12 protein-coding genes (1 of these 12 only partly in view) are annotated in these 16,562 nt (G+C 60.5%); 9 read left to right on the plus strand and 3 right to left on the minus strand.

Going from position 1 to position 16,562, the window contains the following annotated elements; genetic code table 11:
- Positions 1 to 87 precede the first annotated feature (87 nt).
- Positions 88 to 783 carry an alpha/beta hydrolase gene (locus FIU93_RS08965; RefSeq protein ID WP_062486793.1) on the minus strand — a complete coding sequence of 232 codons (696 nt, stop codon included), beginning with the start codon at positions 781 to 783 and terminating at the stop codon, positions 88 to 90.
- Entirely contained in the window at positions 783 to 1,544 is a 762-nt protein-coding gene (gene ubiG, locus FIU93_RS08970) for a bifunctional 2-polyprenyl-6-hydroxyphenol methylase/3-demethylubiquinol 3-O-methyltransferase UbiG (protein WP_152505401.1), read from the minus strand. Before ubiG ends, FIU93_RS08965 begins: the two co-directional genes overlap by 1 nt.
- Before the next feature lie 193 nt (positions 1,545 to 1,737).
- Here ubiG and FIU93_RS08975 point away from each other — a divergent pair, with 193 nt between their 5' ends.
- The 9 genes from FIU93_RS08975 (at position 1,738) to FIU93_RS09015 (ending at position 15,908) form a co-directional block, all read left to right on the plus strand.
- Positions 1,738 to 2,988 carry an aspartate kinase gene (locus tag FIU93_RS08975; RefSeq protein WP_055659596.1) on the plus strand — a complete coding sequence of 417 codons (1,251 nt, stop codon included), beginning with the start codon at positions 1,738 to 1,740 and terminating at the stop codon, positions 2,986 to 2,988.
- A gap of 64 nt (positions 2,989 to 3,052) precedes the next feature.
- Entirely contained in the window at positions 3,053 to 5,320 is a 2,268-nt protein-coding gene (gene ptsP / locus FIU93_RS08980) for a phosphoenolpyruvate--protein phosphotransferase (RefSeq protein WP_152505402.1), read from the plus strand.
- A 54-nt stretch (positions 5,321 to 5,374) separates the two neighbouring features.
- On the plus strand, positions 5,375 to 6,448 hold the full coding sequence (prfA, locus tag FIU93_RS08985; RefSeq protein ID WP_152505403.1) for a peptide chain release factor 1: 1,074 nt from the start codon (positions 5,375 to 5,377) through the stop codon (positions 6,446 to 6,448).
- A gap of 1 nt (position 6,449) precedes the next feature.
- A complete protein-coding gene (prmC, locus tag FIU93_RS08990) occupies positions 6,450 to 7,298 on the plus strand; it encodes a peptide chain release factor N(5)-glutamine methyltransferase (protein WP_152505404.1) in 849 nt (282 codons plus the stop codon).
- A gap of 391 nt (positions 7,299 to 7,689) precedes the next feature.
- Positions 7,690 to 8,385 (plus strand): DUF4167 domain-containing protein, encoded by a 696-nt coding sequence (locus FIU93_RS08995; protein ID WP_152505405.1) that lies wholly within the window; start codon positions 7,690 to 7,692, stop codon positions 8,383 to 8,385.
- A gap of 255 nt (positions 8,386 to 8,640) precedes the next feature.
- Positions 8,641 to 11,238 (plus strand): ATP-dependent chaperone ClpB, encoded by a 2,598-nt coding sequence (gene clpB, locus FIU93_RS09000; protein ID WP_075284185.1) that lies wholly within the window; start codon positions 8,641 to 8,643, stop codon positions 11,236 to 11,238.
- Positions 11,239 to 11,444: 206 nt separating this feature from the next.
- On the plus strand, positions 11,445 to 11,648 hold the full coding sequence (locus tag FIU93_RS09005; RefSeq protein ID WP_152505406.1) for a DUF2892 domain-containing protein: 204 nt from the start codon (positions 11,445 to 11,447) through the stop codon (positions 11,646 to 11,648).
- A gap of 13 nt (positions 11,649 to 11,661) precedes the next feature.
- The gene (locus tag FIU93_RS09010) at positions 11,662 to 12,690 is read left to right on the plus strand and encodes an efflux RND transporter periplasmic adaptor subunit (RefSeq protein ID WP_152505407.1); all 1,029 of its coding nucleotides are present in this window, start codon (positions 11,662 to 11,664) and stop codon (positions 12,688 to 12,690) included.
- A complete protein-coding gene (locus FIU93_RS09015; protein WP_152505408.1) occupies positions 12,687 to 15,908 on the plus strand; it encodes an efflux RND transporter permease subunit in 3,222 nt (1,073 codons plus the stop codon). The genes FIU93_RS09010 and FIU93_RS09015 overlap by 4 nt, the downstream gene beginning before the upstream one ends.
- 143 nt (positions 15,909 to 16,051) lie before the next feature.
- On the opposite strand, the gene FIU93_RS09020 is transcribed toward FIU93_RS09015, so the two are convergent.
- Positions 16,052 to 16,562 carry the 3' portion of a M23 family metallopeptidase gene (locus FIU93_RS09020; protein WP_075284182.1) on the minus strand. 1,463 nt of this gene lie beyond the right edge of the window, so the window shows 511 of its 1,974 coding nt (coding positions 1,464–1,974); its start codon lies beyond the right edge, outside the window; the stop codon is at positions 16,052 to 16,054.

The raw sequence follows: 16,562 nt of genomic DNA on the forward strand, positions 1-16,562 counted from the left end.
GGCCAAGCTTTGACACGGATCAAATCGCATACCGATTCTTACGTAAAAGGCATTTGTGCCGCAGGTTTGTGCAGCCGATTTGCAGGCTTAAGGGCGATTGAGAAAATCGCGCAGTGTCGCCGTTACCTTTTCAGGGGCTTCGAGAGGCGACAGGTGGCCGCTGCCTTGGATCACCGCCAATTCGCTTTGGGGGATGTGGTCGTGGATTTCCTGCGAGATTTCAACCGGTGTGAGCCGGTCGCCATCACCGACCAGCACAAGCGTGGGGCATGCGATTTCGCCGAGACGGGGGCGGGAATCGATGCGGTTGATAAGCGCGGTCTGCTGGCGGATAAAGGCCTCGGGCCCGGTTTCCTGCGCCATCTCGACGACGATTGCCTTCAGCTCTTCGTCTTCCTCGCGCTTTTCATGAACGAACCCGGGGTAAAGGAGGTGGGGAACCTTGGAAAAGCCCTTCTTGCGGGTCAGGTCGATGAGGAACTGCCGGCGCTCCGACTGGTCGGGCGTATCCGGCCGGGAGTTGGTGTCCAGAAGGGCAAGCTTGCCAACCCGCTCCGGCGCTTCGCGCAGGATTTCCATGGCGACATAGCCGCCCATGGACAGGGCGATAAGGGAAAACCGCTCCGGTGCTTTTTCCAGGATGCTGGCGGCGATCGCCTTGATGCTGTCGTGTTCGCGGTGGTTTGCCACCATGATCGGTCGGTCGGCAAAGGCAACTATCTGCGGGGCGTAGAGCGCTTCGGTGCACAGAAGGCCCGGTACGAACAGGATCGGATCGCTCATCAGCTGTCTTTCGCCCGTTCCGCCAGCAGCATGTAGTTCACGTCCATGTCGCGCGATCTGGCCCAGGTGTCTGTCAGCGGATTGTAGGTGACGCCGCAACGGTCGATCATGGTGAGCCCGGCGGTCTGAAGCGGGCCTTCGATCTCGGAAGGGCGGACCAGCTTTTCGTAGGAATGTGTGCCCTTCGGCAACCAGCGCAGGACGTATTCGGCGCCGACGATGGCAAGTGCATAGGCTTTCATCGTGCGATTGATGGTCGCGACGAACATCAGCCCACCCGGACGGACCATTTGCGCGGTCGCCTCCAGAAACAGAGGTACGTCGGCGACGTGCTCGACCACTTCCATGTTGAACACAACGTCGAAGGTCTCCCCCGCCGCTGCCAATGCTTCCGCTGTTTCTGCCCTGTAGTCGATTTCAAGGTCGGAGGTCTTCATGTGAAGGCGGGCGATCTCGATGTTGGTTTCGGACGGGTCCGCGCCGACCATATCGGCACCGAGACGTGCCATCGGTTCGCTCAACAGGCCGCCGCCACAGCCGATATCGAGGCAGCGCAGCCCCTTGAACGCGTCCGTGGTCTTCGGGTCGCGGCCGAAATGCCGGCAGACATGTTCCTTGATGTAACCCAGCCGCACCGGGCTGAACTTGTGCAAGGGCTTGAACTTGCCCGTCGGGTCCCACCACTCTTCTGCCATGGCGGAAAAGCGCGCGACTTCCTCGCTGTCGATCGTGCTTCTGGTTTCCTGAGCCCTGCCAGTCATCGGACGGTCCTTTCAAGAGCGTGAAGCGGCTTGGCGCTTCGCCTGGTCATTCAACGGTTCGAAGTCGTTCCAAGGTCTGAGACTATTTGTCAAGACACCCAGTTGCAGCAAAGGAACGCAGCCTGTATGCATGTGCGCCGATCCCAGAGGCGCAACAGCGCTTCCAGACACGACTATAAAGAATACGAGTGGTATGGCCCGACTGGTTTTAAAATTTGGCGGGACTTCGGTTGCCGATCTCGATCGCATCCGTAACGTCGCCCGCCATGTCAAACGGGAAGTGGACGCCGGCCATCAGGTCGCGGTGGTAGTTTCGGCCATGGCCGGACAGACCAACAAGCTGGTGGAGTTTTGCCGTGAGGCATCACCGCTCCACGATGCCCGCGAATATGATGCCGTGGTTGCTTCCGGCGAGCAGGTGACGTCCGGTCTCCTGGCCATCGTGCTGCAGGACATGGGCGTCAACGCCCGGTCGTGGCAAGGCTGGCAGGTGCCGATCAAGACCGACGAGAACCACGGTGCGGCCCGCATCCGCGACATCGAGGGCAGCTTCCTGAGCGAGCGTCTCGAGCAGGGCCAGGTGGCCGTGCTCGCGGGCTTCCAGGGTGTGGCGCCGGACAACCGGATCGCGACCCTGGGTCGCGGCGGGTCCGACACCAGCGCCGTTGCCATCGCCGCTGCCATCAAGGCCGACCGCTGTGATATCTATACCGATGTCGACGGCGTCTACACCACCGATCCGCGCATCGTGCCCAAGGCGCAGCGTCTTGACCGGGTGTCTTTCGAGGAAATGCTCGAAATGGCCTCGCTCGGCGCCAAGGTGCTCCAGGTGCGCTCCGTGGAAATGGCCATGGTCCATGGCGTCAGAACATTCGTGCGCTCCAGCTTTGACGATCCGGATGCGCCCCAGGTCGGCGAGAACGGCCTTCCGATTGGAACTCTTATTTGCGACGAGGATGAACTCGTGGAACAGCAGGTTGTCACCGGCATTGCCTATGCCAAGGACGAAGCCCAGATCTCACTTCGTGACGTTGCCGACAAGCCGGGTGTCGCCGAATCCGTGTTCGGTCCGCTGGCGGATGCCAACATCAACGTCGACATGATCGTCCAGAACATCTCGCCGGATGGCAAGACCACCGACATCACCTTCACGGTTCCCGAAGGCGACTTCGAACGCGCCAACAAGGTGCTGGAAGACAATCGCGGCGTCATCGGTTTCCAGAACCTTGAGGGCGCCCGTGACGTGGTGAAAGTCTCCGTCATCGGCATCGGCATGCGCTCGCATGCAGGCATCGCGGCCCAGTGTTTCCGCGGCCTCGCGTCCAAGGGTATCAACATCCGAGCCATCACCACATCCGAGATCAAGATCTCTGTGCTTATTGATTCAGCATATGCAGAACTTGCGGTGCGGACTCTGCATTCGCTATACGGGTTGGACGGATAGTTCATCCGGGAGGCAGGCCCCTGTAGAAAAGGGGCCTGTTTGAAGCGGGATCAACGGGGGCGCTATGCGCAGCAACCTAGCCGGACCGCGCCTTCTGCTCCGCCGGCTTCGCGAAGTCATGGCGGAGCCGATCACGGCGCAGGAGCGACTCGACAAGATCGTGGTGTTGATCGCCTCGAACGTCGTCGCGGAAGTCTGTTCCGTTTATATCCTGCGCGCCGATGGTGTTCTCGAACTCTATGCGACCGAAGGTCTGAAGAGCGAAGCGGTCCACATTGCCTCGCTGCGCGTCGGCCAGGGTCTTGTCGGCCTGATCGCGGCCGAAGCCCGGCCGCTGAACCTGCCCAACGCCAGTGCCCACCCGGGCTTTGCCTATCTGCCGGAAACGGGTGAAGAGGCCTATAACTCCTTCCTCGGTGTGCCGATCCTGCGAGCCGGTCGCACGCTTGGCGTTCTTGTCGTCCAGAACAAGTCTCACCGGACCTATCTGGAAGACGAAGTCGAAGCACTTCAGACGACGGCCATGGTGATCGCCGAAATGGTCGCCGCCGGCGAACTGGAAGCCATTTCCCAGAAAGCCACCGGTCTGGATCTTTCCCGGCCGATCACCTCCAACGGTGTTGGCCTTGCCGAAGGTGTCGGCCTCGGTCATGTAGTGCTGCATGAACCGCGTGTGGTCGTCACGAACCTGATCGCGGAAGATACGGACCGGGAAAAGGGGCGTCTGGAAGCTGCCATCAACCGGCTGCGTCTTTCGATCGACGATCTGCTGGCCAGCGGAGAAATCGCGGCCATCGGCGAGCACCGCGAGGTGCTGGAAGCCTACCGCATGTTCGCTTACGACCGCGGCTGGATCCGGAAGATCGAGGAAGCGATCCGCAACGGCCTGACCGCCGAGGCTGCCGTCGAAAAGGTCCAGAGCGACACGCGCGCCCGGATGCTGCGCCAGACCGATCCGTATCTGCGTGAGCGCCTGCACGACCTCGACGACCTTGCCCACAGGCTTATCCGCGAACTCATGGGCCGCGAACACGGCCCGGGCCTGGATGAATTGCCCCAGGATGCGATCGTCGTTGGCCGCAACATGGGTGCCGCAGAACTGCTGGACTACGGCCGCGACCGCATTCGCGGCCTTGTGCTGGAAGAAGGCGGCCCGACAAGCCACGTGACCATCGTTGCCAGGGCACTCGGCATCCCGACGGTCGGACTCGTGGATGATATCGTCAGCCTGGCCGATGGCGGCGACGCGATCATCGTGGATGGCGACACCGGCGAAGTGCACTTGCGCCCGGCCGCCGATCTGGAAAATGCCTATGCGGAAAAAGTCCGCTTCCGTGCGCGGCGACAGGCCCAGTACCGGCGCCTGCGCAACAAGCCGTCCGTCACGCGGGACGGTGTCGACATCTCGCTTCAGATGAATGCGGGTCTTCTGGTCGATCTGCCGCACCTGGATGAGGCTGGCGCGGCCGGGGTAGGCCTGTTCCGCACCGAACTGCAGTTCATGGTGGCGTCTTCTTTCCCGCGCATGCGGGAGCAGCAGTCCCAGTACAGCCAGGTTCTCGATGCGGCTGCGGGCCGGCCGGTAACGTTCCGGTCGCTCGATATCGGTGGTGACAAGGTGCTGCCGTACCTGCGCTCGATCCAGGAGGAAAACCCGGCGATGGGCTGGCGCGCACTGCGCCTCGGCCTTGATCGGCCGGGCCTGCTCAGAACCCAGATCCGGGCCTTGCTGCATGCGGCCGCCGGCCGGGACCTGAAATTGATGTTCCCGATGGTTGCCGTGGTCGATGAATTCCTGCAGGCCAAATCGCTGGTGGACAAGGAAGTCAAACACCTGCGTCGCCACGGTCACGCCACGCCGGAAAACATCCGTCTGGGCGTGATGGTGGAAGTGCCTTCGCTGCTGTTCCAACTGGAAGAGCTGATGAGCCATGTCGACTTCGTGTCTGTCGGTTCCAACGATCTGTTCCAGTTCTTCTGCGCCGTCGACCGGGGCAACACGCGTGTTGCCGACAGGTTCGACACATTGGGTGTCGGCTTCCTCCGGGCCTTGAAATCCATCGTGGATGCCGCAAATAAGGCTCATGTGCCCGTGACCCTTTGCGGAGAGCTCGCTGGCCGTCCACTTGAAGGCATGGCGTTGATAGGCCTGGGCTTCAGGGACCTTTCCATGTCGCCCGCGTCTCTTGGGCCAGTGAAAGCCATGCTTCGGACCCTTGATGCAGGCCGCCTGTCCGCCAGGTTGCTGCCGCGACTGGAGCCGGGACACGATGACAGCAACATACGGGAAGTGTTGAAGCGCTTTGCCGCCGAAACCGATGTTGCCCTTTAGCGCTAACGGGCGTAACTCACCGTCAAAGCGATAATTTCTGGAGAATCAGCGCGTATGCTGGCGCGTCACAAACTTGATACCCTGCTGGACCGGTTCGCTGAACTCGAACACATGATGTCCGCCAATCCGGATCCGGGCGCTTATGTAAAGCTGTCGCGGGAATATGCCGGACTGGAGCCGTTGGTCGGCAAAATCCGTGCGTTGATCAAGGCGGAACAGGATCTGGCCGGTGCAAAGTCACTGGTGCAGGATCCGTCCTCCGACGCGGAAATGCGCGAACTTGCCGAAATGGAGCGCGACGAGCTGGAAGGGCGCGTCGAAGAACTGGCCCAGGATGTACGCATCGGGCTGTTGCCGAAGGACGAGGCGGACTCCAACGATGCCATCCTGGAAGTGCGGGCGGGGACCGGCGGCGACGAGGCGGCTCTCTTTGCCGGTGATCTCTTCCGCATGTACCAGCGTTATGCCGAACTTCAGGGCTGGAAGGTGGAAATCCTGTCTGCCAGCGAAGGTGAAGTCGGCGGCTACAAGGAAGTGATCGCGTCCGTTTCCGGCGACAACGTTTTTGCCAAGATGAAATTCGAGTCCGGTGTTCACCGGGTGCAACGGGTGCCCGCGACCGAGTCGGGCGGACGTATTCATACGTCGGCGGCAACCGTTGCCGTGCTGCCTCAGGCGGAGGACGTCGATATCGACGTTCAGGAGAGCGACTTGAGGATCGACACCTACCGCGCATCGGGCGCAGGTGGTCAGCACGTCAACACGACCGATTCTGCAGTGCGCATCACGCACTTGCCGACGGGTATCGTCGTTGCCGTTCAGGACGAACGCTCGCAGCACAAGAACAAGGCGCGAGCCATGCAGCTTCTGCGGGCGCGCATCTATGACGAGGAGCGCGAGCGGGCTGCGAGCGAGCGAACCGAGGCTCGGCGCCTACAGGTCGGGTCCGGCGACCGATCGGAGCGTATCCGCACCTACAACTACCCGCAGGGCCGCGTGACAGATCATCGTATTGGTTTGACGCTCTACAAGCTGGAGCAGATCCTTTCCGGGGAAGCGCTTGGCGAAGTCATCGAGCCGTTGATCCTGGACCACCAGGCCAATCTTCTGGCAACCGAAGAGGCCTGAGGTGACCATCGGCCAGCTTTACCGGTCCGTGCGCGACCGGTTTCGGGTGGCCGGTTTGCCGACACCGGAACTGGATGCAAGGCTTCTGGTCAGCGCGGCGCTCGAGCTGCCCCTGTCGGAACTTGTCTTTCGAGAACAGGAAGAGGCTGCACGTGGGGCGGCCGAACTTGCAGAGGCCCATGCGCGGAAACGCCTGGATGGGATGCCCGTCGGCCGGATACTCGGAGAACGGGATTTCTACGGCCGGCGATTTCATTTGAACGAGGCAACGCTGGAGCCCCGGCCGGACACTGAAACCCTGATCGATGCCGTGCTTGAAAGATGTGCTCCTGAAGAAGCGCCGTTTATCTGCGATATCGGCACGGGTACGGGAGCGATCGCCGTCACGTTGCTGGCCGAGTTGCCCCGAAGCCGGATGATCGCGGTGGACCTGTCGGAACAGGCGCTTGAATGTGCTGCAGGCAACGCCTCTCTGCACGGCGTGGAAGACCGGTTTCTTCCCGTGCGGGCGGACTATACCTCCGCGCTGCGGCCGGAAAGCGGCTTCGACTGGGTTGTCAGCAACCCGCCCTATATCCGCAGCGCTGTCCTCGCCGAACTGTCGCGCGAAGTGATTCAGCATGACCCGAAGCTTGCTCTTGATGGCGGTGAGGACGGCCTGACAGCCTATGTTCGTATCGTCGCGGATGCTGTGAAGCTGCTGCGCCCGGGCGGTTGGATCGCTCTCGAAATCGGCTTCGATCAAGGAGAGGATCTGGAAAAACAGCTGCGTCATCATGGCTTTGTAGAGATTGAAATCATTAAAGATCTTTCCGGAAACGACCGTGTTGTGGTGGGGCGCAGGCTCTAATTTTGCGGATTTGATCCAAAGGCGAAAAAGCACTTGGAAATCGCAACGGAAACGGGTACGTTCCTCTTGCCGAGACCGGAAATGTTATCAGCGTTTAGCGGGGCATGCGCATCCGGCAGCTGGGAACCGGCGCAACTTCAGCGTTTTGGAAACCGTTGCAAATCGGACTATCCGGTGTTTCGGACTGTCGAAGAAAAAGACAATCGCGTTGGCCATCGGCCTTTAGCGCGCTGCGTATGTTTTCAATGACAGCCGCTAACCAGCATTGTTGGTTTCGGCAGGTATTTCGTGTCGGTTTTAGGCAATTCCGATGTTGGGTCAGCGTCAAGCTGACCGCCGTTCCTTAAGAGAAAACGGCAGGATGAGACCAGGTAATCAAAGCAATAAGCGTATGCGCGGACGGGGCCGCAAGGGCCCAAATCCGTTAACCCGGACTTACGAATCAAACGGTCCTGATGTGAAAATCCGCGGTACTGCGATGCACGTTGCAGAGAAGTACCAGCAGCTTGCACGGGATGCCCAGGCATCCGGCGACCGGGTGATGTCCGAGAACTATAACCAGCATGCGGAGCACTATCTGCGCATTGTGGCTGCCGCGCAGCCGCAACAGCAGCCGATGGCGCATGCCTCTTCCCGCAACGAAGCCGAAGACGGTTTCGAAACCGCGGCAACGAATGGCTCAGGCCACTCCAATGGCGCAGAACGGTCTTCCCAGGACGTGTCCTCCTCGGACAACGACCTGATGGATGCCGACAGCCCGCAGCCTTTCATCGACGACATGCCTGTCATCGATCAGGAAGGTAAGGTCAACGGCGCTTCCCAGAAGGCAGAGAAAGCCGAAGCCGGCGACGACGAAGCGGACGAAAAGCCGCGCCGCCGCCCCCGGACACCTCGTGCGCGCACGCCGCGCCGGGCCTCCGGTGATCAGGCTGACGCAGGCCAGGCCACGGCGGAAGCCGCGGACGGTGCTGAAGCTTCTGGCGGTTCCGACGAAGAGGATCAGCCGAAACCACGCCGCCGGGTTGCACGCCCGCGCCGTGCCAAGGCGGCTGAAGAGGCTCCGGCCGAGGCTCCTGCCGGAGAATGATCCGGTAGATGGTCAGCCTCGATAAAGCTGAAACAGATAAAACGGCGTCCATGATGGGCGCCGTTTTTTGTTTGGCTTGCAGACATCCGTTCCGGACGGCACAGAATAAGATGCCGCAGGGGCTTTTGTGGTGAATATGCAACACTATATTAGAGGAGCAGCACTGCAAAAGGCTGTGCGGATGCCCGTATCAGGGGTCCGTATTCCAGATCGTTCCCCACGCTTCGGGTGGTGCGGACGGGTAGGAGGTAACTTATGAACTTTGAAAAATACACTGAGCGTGCGCGCGGTTTTGTTCAGTCCGCTCAGACCTTTGCCTTGGGGCGGGGCCATCAGCAATTCGCACCTGAACACATCCTGAAGGTTCTTCTGGATGATCCCGAAGGCATGGCCAGTGGCCTGATCGACCGTGCCGGCGGCAACGCCAAGGCATTGAAGGGCGATCTTGAGGGCCTTCTGGACAAGATGCCGAAAGTTTCCGGTGGGTCCGGACAGCTTTACATGGGCCAGGCAACCGCACGCCTGTTCGAGCAGGCCGAGAAGATCGCCGACAAGGCCGGAGACAGTTTCGTCACCGTGGAGCGGCTTCTGCTCGCCCTTGCCATGGACAGCGACAGCGAGACTGGCAAACTGATGAAGCGGCACGGCATTACGCCAAACGGACTGAACGAGGCAATCAACCAGCTTCGCCAGGGCCGGACGGCCGATACCGCGACTGCCGAAAACCAGTATGACGCGCTGAAGAAATTCGCTCGGGATCTGACCCAGGTTGCCCGGGAAGGCAAACTCGACCCGGTGATCGGCCGTGACGAGGAAATCCGCCGGACCATCCAGGTCCTGTCGCGCCGTACCAAGAACAATCCGGTTTTGATTGGTGAGCCAGGGGTCGGCAAAACTGCGATTGCCGAGGGCCTTGCGCTGCGCATCGTCAATGGCGATGTGCCGGAATCGCTCAAGGACAAGCAGCTTCTTGCGCTCGACATGGGCTCGCTGATTGCTGGCGCGAAATACCGGGGTGAGTTCGAGGAACGCCTGAAGGGTGTTCTGTCCGAAGTCCAGGCGGCCGCGGGCAAGGTAATCCTGTTCATCGATGAGATGCACACGCTGGTTGGCGCCGGCAAGGCGGATGGGGCCATGGATGCCTCCAACCTCTTGAAGCCTGCTCTGGCGCGCGGTGAGCTGCACTGTGTCGGTGCGACCACGCTGGACGAATACCGCAAGCACGTTGAAAAGGACGCCGCTCTGGCACGCCGGTTCCAGCCTGTGTTCGTGAGCGAGCCGACGGTCGAGGACACGGTTTCGATCCTTCGCGGGATCAAGGAGAAATACGAACTCCATCACGGGGTCCGTATCACCGACAGTGCCATCGTCTCGGCAGCGTCTCTTTCCAACCGCTACATCACCGACCGGTTCCTGCCGGACAAGGCGATCGATCTTGTGGACGAAGCCGCCAGCCGGCTGCGGATGCAGGTCGACAGCAAGCCGGAGGAACTGGATGAACTGGATCGCCGGATCATCCAGCTCAAGATCGAGCGCGAGGCGCTGAAGGCAGAAAGCGACGAAGCTTCAAAGGATCGCCTGTCCAGGCTCGAGAAGGAGCTGACGGATCTGGAAGAAAAGTCGCAGGCACTCAGCAACCGCTGGCAGGGCGAGAAGGAAAAGCTGAACCTTGAACAGAAGATCAAGGAACAGCTGGAACAGGCCCGCATCGACCTGGAAATCGCGCAGCGTCGCGGTGATCTGGCCAAGGCTGGTGAGCTTGCCTACGGCGTGGTTCCGGAGCTGGAGCGCAAACTCGCCGAAGCGGAAGCTTCAGAGGATGCCGATGCCATGGTCGATGAGGCCGTGACGCCGGCTCATATTGCCCAGGTCGTTTCGAAGTGGACCGGAATTCCGGTCGACAAGATGCTGGAAGGCGAGCGCGAAAAGCTGCTTCAGATGGAAGACATGCTGGCGAACCGGGTCATTGGCCAGGCAGAAGCCATTCATGCGGTTTCCACTGCGGTGCGCCGGGCGCGTGCCGGTCTGCAGGATCCGAACAGGCCGATTGGCTCGTTCATGTTCCTCGGACCGACCGGTGTCGGCAAGACCGAGCTGACCAAGGCACTTGCGTCGTTCCTCTTCGATGACGACAGCGCAATGGTGCGGATCGACATGTCGGAATACATGGAGAAGCACTCCGTTTCCCGTCTGATCGGCGCGCCTCCCGGCTATGTCGGATACGAGGAAGGTGGTGCGTTGACGGAAGCCGTTCGGCGGCGCCCGTATCAGGTCGTGCTTTTCGACGAAATCGAAAAGGCGCATAGTGACGTGTTCAACGTGCTGTTGCAGGTTCTGGACGACGGTCGGCTGACCGATGGTCAGGGCCGGACGGTCGACTTCCGCAACACGCTGATCATCATGACCTCGAACCTGGGGGCCGAGTATCTGGTCAACCAGCCGGAAGGTCAGGATACGGATGCGGTTCGCGACGAGGTGATGAGCGCCGTGCGGGGTCATTTCCGTCCGGAGTTCCTGAACCGTCTCGATGAGATCGTGCTGTTCCATCGCCTGCAGCGGTCGCAGATGGCCGATATCGTCAAGATCCAGCTGGAGCGCCTGCGGGCTCTCCTCAGCGATCGCAAGATCACGCTGAAACTGGACGACGGCGCTCTCGGTTGGCTGGCCCAGAAGGGCTACGACCCAGCCTATGGAGCGAGGCCGCTGAAACGGGTGATCCAGAAGGACGTTCAGGATCCTCTCGCCGAAAAGCTGCTTGCCGGCGAAATCCTCGACGGCCAGACGGTGGATGTCACGGCTGGGTCAGACCGCCTGATGTTCCAGGTGGAAGGTTCGGAAAGCGCAGCCGCCTGACCTGAGGCAAGCTGAAAGATATGAAAAGGAAACCCGCGGAAGGACACTTCCGCGGGTTTTTCGTTTTGTGGCTCGATTGGCCCGGGCATTTGCGTTTTGTCAAACGGGCCCGCGAAAAGCTGTGGTATTCATATATTCATAAATGTGAAACAAGAGCCGCGCTTCGGTGAAACCCCAGGGCGGCTGATCCGATCAAGGAGACTCAGATGACAGTCGATCGTGCAGTCATGATGTTTGCAGGTGCCATGGTGCTCTTGTCCCTGGCGCTGGGGTTTTACGTTTCGCCCTACTGGTATCTGCTCAACGCCTTTGTCGGCTTGAACCTGATGCAGGCATCCGTCACCGGCTTTTGTCCGGCAGCAATCATTTTCAAAAAGCTCGGCATGAAACCGGGAGTGGCCTTCTCGTAAGGTGGAGGACAAGATGAGACGCGGTATCTTCATTTTCTTTCTTTTGACGCTGGCTGCAGCGTCGGGTGCCGCGCCGGTGGCTCGTGCCGGTGAATTTCTGGCCGAGCCGATCACCGTACCGGAAACCAAGGCGGTATTTGCCGAGGTCAAAAGCCGGACGGTCGTTCCTGCCCGTGCCCGCATTGGCGGAACCATAAAGACAATTTCCGTGCGCGAGGGCGATGTCGTGTCAGCTGATCAGGTCATTGCCCTGGTCGTTGACGAGAAAATTGCACTCGAGCTGGGGGCTGCGGAGGCCCGGATCGAGGTTCTGCGCTCCCAGCTTCACAATGCCCGCACCGAGTTGGAGCGTGTGGAGCAACTGGTTGCCCGTGGCAGCGCGGCACAAAGCCGGCTGGACCAGGTGCGCACACAATTCGATGTGGTCACCAACCAGACCGTCGCGGCGGAATCGGAGATGGCGGTCGTACGCCAGCGTGCCAGCGAAGGCGAGATCCTGGCCCCCAATGCCGGACGCGTTCTGACAGTGCCGGTCACGGAAGGCTCGGTCATTCTGCCGGGAGAGGAAGTCGCCCGGATTGCCAGCGGCCGATACTTCCTGCGTCTCTCCATCCCGGAGCGTCATGCCGCCCAAATAACCTCAGGGGCGAAAGTCCTGCTGGGTGGACGTGGTCTTGACCCCAAGCCCGAGGCTGCGGAGACCGGGAGCACCGCAACCCGGCAAACCTTCGGAACGATCGTGAAGGTCTATCCCGAAATTACCGAAGGCCGGGTGACGGCGGATGTCGATGTCGATGGCCTGGGAGACTATTTCGTCAACGAACGCACCCTTGTTCATGTGCCCGTCGGCGAGCGTCAGGTCATTGCGGTGCCGGAAGCTGCTCTTTCGATCCGGCATGGTGTCGATTATGTGCAGGTCGCCGTTGCGGCTGGCACCCAGGATGTCGCCGTGGTTCCAGGCGCAAATGTTCTTCACGACGGGACGGTTCTGGTCGAAATCCTGACAGGATTGCGTGCCGGTGATCGGGTGTTGGTGCCATGAAACTCGGTCTTGCCGGATGGCTGACCCGATCCTTCATCGGGTCACCGCTCACCCCGCTGGTCCTGATGGCTTCCCTTGCCCTCGGGCTGATTGCTCTTGTTGCCCTGCCACGTGAAGAAGAACCGCAAATCTCCGTGCCGATGGTCGATATTCATGTGGAAGCCAACGGCCTCAATGCGGATGATGCGGTCAAACTGGTGACGGAACCGCTGGAGACGATCGTCAAGGCGATCGATGGTGTCGAGCATATCTATTCCCAGACCCAGGACGACCGTGTGCTGGTAACGGCACGGTTTCTCGTCGGGACCGACGCGGACGCTGCCATCTTGCGCGTGCACGAAAAGATCCGCGCCAACATGGACCGGATCCCTGTCGGCATTCCGGAGCCATTGATTGTTGGCCGGGGTATTGATGATGTCGCCATTGTCGTCGTTACGCTGACACCGACACCGGGGGGCGCCGAACGGTGGACGGCAAACGGTTTGACCCGGATCGCGCGTGAACTTCAGACCGAAATCGCCAAGCTCTCGGACATCGGTCTCACGTTCATCGTCGGGGAGCAGCCGGAAGCCATTCGCGTTGAACCTGACCCGGAAAAACTGTCGCTCTACGGCATCACGCTGCAGCAGCTGGCTGCCAAGATCGAGGGCGCCAACAAGTCCTTCCGCGCAGGCTATGTTCGCGAAGCCGGAGAGCAGCGCGTTCTGGTCGCAGGGGAGACGTTGCAATCGGCCGAAGAGATCGGAAATCTCTTCCTGACTGCCCGTGATGCCCGGCCCGTTTATGTGCGTGATGTCGCCCGCATCGACCTTGCCACTCAACCGGCAGAACACAGGGTCGCCCATATTCGCAAGCAAGATGGAGCATTGACCTTGGCCCCGGCGGTGTCGCTGGCCATTGGCAAACGACCGGGCACCAATGCGGTGGTGATTTCCGATGAAATCGTTTCACGGCTTGAAGCAATTCGCGGAGATCTCTTTCCCGAAGGCGTGGATATGGAGATCACCCGGAACTACGGTGAGACCGCCAATGAAAAAGCCAATGAACTGCTGTTCCATCTTGGGCTTGCGACAGTCTCCATTGTCGTCCTGATCGCACTGGCGATCGGCTGGCGCGAAGCGCTGGTGACGCTGGTGGTGATCCCGACGACGATCCTGCTCACGCTCTTTGCAGCCTATCTGATGGGCTACACCATCAACCGTGTCAGCCTGTTTGCCCTGATCTTTTCCATCGGCATCCTGGTGGACGACGCCATCGTGGTGATCGAGAACATCGCCCGGCACTGGGGCATGTCGGATGATCGCAGCCGGACGCAAGCCGCGGTGGAAGCGGTGGCGGAAGTCGGCAATCCGACCATCATCGCAACGCTGACGGTCATCGTCGCCCTTTTGCCGATGCTGTTCGTTTCAGGCTTGATGGGCCCCTATATGGCGCCGATTCCTGCCAATGCTTCGGCAGCGATGCTGTTTTCGTTCTTTGTTGCCGTGATGCTGACACCCTGGCTGATGATGAAATTCGCTGGCCGCGGCGGAGGCCATTCCCATGCGCCTGCGGCACATGGCGGGGCTCTGGGTCGTATTTACGCGAAGGTCGCCAGACCGTTGATCGGTTCGCGCGTGCGCGCCTGGGGCTTTCTGCTGATCGTCGGCGTCTGCACAATCGGTTCGCTTGCGCTGTTCTATACCACCGACGTTACGGTGAAACTGCTTCCATTCGACAACAAGGCGGAGCTGCAGGTGCTTGCCGATCTGCCGGAAGGGTCTTCGGTCGAGGACACGGACAGGGTTCTTCATGAAATTGTCGCCCGTTTGGGAGAGGTGCCTGAAATCCTGTCGTTCCAGACTTATGCCGGCACTGCATCGCCTTTCAATTTCAACGGACTGGTTCGCCACTACTATCTGCGCGCACTGCCTGAACAGGGTGACGTGCAGATCAATCTCACCGAGAAGGGGGAGCGGGACCGGACAAGTCATGACATCGCGCTGGATATCCGCGAGATGTTGTCAGGTCTCGACCTACCCGCCGGTACTGTGTTGAAGGTGGTGGAGCCGCCCCCAGGGCCGCCGGTTCTGGCGACGCTGCTTGCGGAAATCTATGGGCCCGATGCCGAAACCAGGCGCGCGGTTGCAAGCAAGGTTCGCCAGGCCTTCGAGGACGTGCCGTTCATCGTGGATGTCGACGATTCCTTTGGAACCCAGGCCGACCGGGTGCGCATCGCCATCGATCAGGACCGGCTTGAATATCACCGGGTCGAGCAGGGCGATGTCTTCGACACCGTCCGGCGCCTCTATGGTGGAACGGAGGTCGGTTATTCGCACCGCGGCCGGGCGCGTTATCCGATCCCGATCCGGATCCATCTAGCCAGGGGTGACATGGTGATCGGTGAAGCGGTGCTTGCAACGCCGGTGCCGGCCAATGCATTGCCTGGAGGCCGGGGCGTGATCGAGCTTGGCGACGTGGTGACGGTTCGCAGGGAAAAGACATCCTTTCCGGTGTTCCGCCACAACGGGCGCGCGGTTGAAATGGTAACCGGCGAACTGGCAGGTGCGTTCGAAGCACCGGTTTACGGGATGCTGGCTGTTGGACAAAAGATCCAGGACATGGATTGGGGACCTGACGGGGAACCGGTGATCTCGTTCCATGGTCAGCCCGAAGACGAAACGCGGCCAACCCTGCTCTGGGATGGCGAGTGGGAAGTCACCTGGGTCACTTTCCGGGACATGGGAGGTGCCTTCATGGTGGCGATCCTGGGCATCTACTTCCTGGTGGTGGCCCAGTTCGGTTCCTTCAAACTGCCGCTCGTGATCCTGACGCCAATTCCGCTGACGCTGATCGGCATCATGTTGGGGCACTGGCTGTTTGCTGCGCCATTCACGGCGACATCGATGATCGGCTTCATTGCACTTGCCGGCATCATCGTGCGCAACTCCATATTGCTGGTCGATTTCATCCAGCATTCGCGCACGCCCGACAAACCGCTTCTGGACGTTTTGCTGGAAGCCGGGGCAATCCGCTTCAAGCCGATCCTGTTGACAGCGCTTGCCGCCATGATCGGCGCTGCAGTTATCCTGACCGATCCGATATTTCAGGGGCTGGCGATCTCGCTGCTCTTCGGTCTGGCATCGTCGACGATCCTGACGGTTCTGGTAATCCCGGCGATCTACATGGCTCTGCGCCGCGACCAGGCACGGCAGAAGGAAGTTTCGGAAGCTGGATGAGCGGCAGGTTGATTGTCGCCGGCGTCAAGCTGGTGCCGGTCCCTCAGGCGGGGATTGAATGATCGAAGCCTGTCCGGAGTGCAGACATCAACAAGTTCGGCCGGGGCACGAAGGCCCCGGCCGAACTTTGTTTTTCAGGAGTGTCAGTTGATGGCAGCGATCCGCGACGGCTTGCGGACACGATCCAGCAAGGTGTCGACGCGGTAGCGCTCGGTTTCGAACGCTGTGCGCATTTCACCATCCAGCGTACGGCCCTTCGGCAGCTTGATACGCATCGGATCCATGTAACGGCCGTTGACGAGCACTTCATAGTGCAGGTGCGGGCCTGTCGACAGGCCGGTGGAGCCGACATATCCGATGATCTGGCCCTGGGTGACCTTGGATCCTTCACGGATGCCGCTGCCAAAACCACTCATGTGGTTATAGGTCGTGGTGTAGCCGTTCGTGTGCTGCAGCTCGATACGGCGGCCATAGCCGGAGCTCCAGCCGGCCTTGACGATTGTGCCGTTCCCGGCCGCCATGATCGGCGTTCCGCGCGAAGCAGACCAGTCCACACCGCGGTGCATCTTGGTGTAGCCATGGATCGGGTGGCGGCGCATGCCGAAACCGGAGCGGAACTTGCCGCCATTGAGCGGTTTGCGGATAAGAAACTTC

This window comes from Labrenzia sp. THAF35 (genome assembly GCF_009363595.1).
Lineage (GTDB): Bacteria > Pseudomonadota > Alphaproteobacteria > Rhizobiales > Stappiaceae > Roseibium > Roseibium algicola.

What these genes read in the sequence shown, in the direction of transcription:
- FIU93_RS08965 (WP_062486793.1), bottom strand. Translation starts at nt 783, where the DNA reads ATGAGCGATCCGATCCTGTTCGTACCGGGCCTTCTGTGCACCGAAGCG.
- ubiG (WP_152505401.1), bottom strand. Translation starts at nt 1,544, where the DNA reads ATGACTGGCAGGGCTCAGGAAACCAGAAGCACGATCGACAGCGAGGAA.
- FIU93_RS08975 (WP_055659596.1), top strand. Translation starts at nt 1,738, where the DNA reads ATGGCCCGACTGGTTTTAAAATTTGGCGGGACTTCGGTTGCCGATCTC.
- ptsP (WP_152505402.1), top strand. Translation starts at nt 3,053, where the DNA reads ATGCGCAGCAACCTAGCCGGACCGCGCCTTCTGCTCCGCCGGCTTCGC.
- prfA (WP_152505403.1), top strand. Translation starts at nt 5,375, where the DNA reads ATGCTGGCGCGTCACAAACTTGATACCCTGCTGGACCGGTTCGCTGAA.
- FIU93_RS08995 (WP_152505405.1), top strand. Translation starts at nt 7,690, where the DNA reads ATGCGCGGACGGGGCCGCAAGGGCCCAAATCCGTTAACCCGGACTTAC.
- clpB (WP_075284185.1), top strand. Translation starts at nt 8,641, where the DNA reads ATGAACTTTGAAAAATACACTGAGCGTGCGCGCGGTTTTGTTCAGTCC.
- FIU93_RS09005 (WP_152505406.1), top strand. Translation starts at nt 11,445, where the DNA reads ATGACAGTCGATCGTGCAGTCATGATGTTTGCAGGTGCCATGGTGCTC.
- FIU93_RS09010 (WP_152505407.1), top strand. Translation starts at nt 11,662, where the DNA reads ATGAGACGCGGTATCTTCATTTTCTTTCTTTTGACGCTGGCTGCAGCG.
- FIU93_RS09015 (WP_152505408.1), top strand. Translation starts at nt 12,687, where the DNA reads ATGAAACTCGGTCTTGCCGGATGGCTGACCCGATCCTTCATCGGGTCA.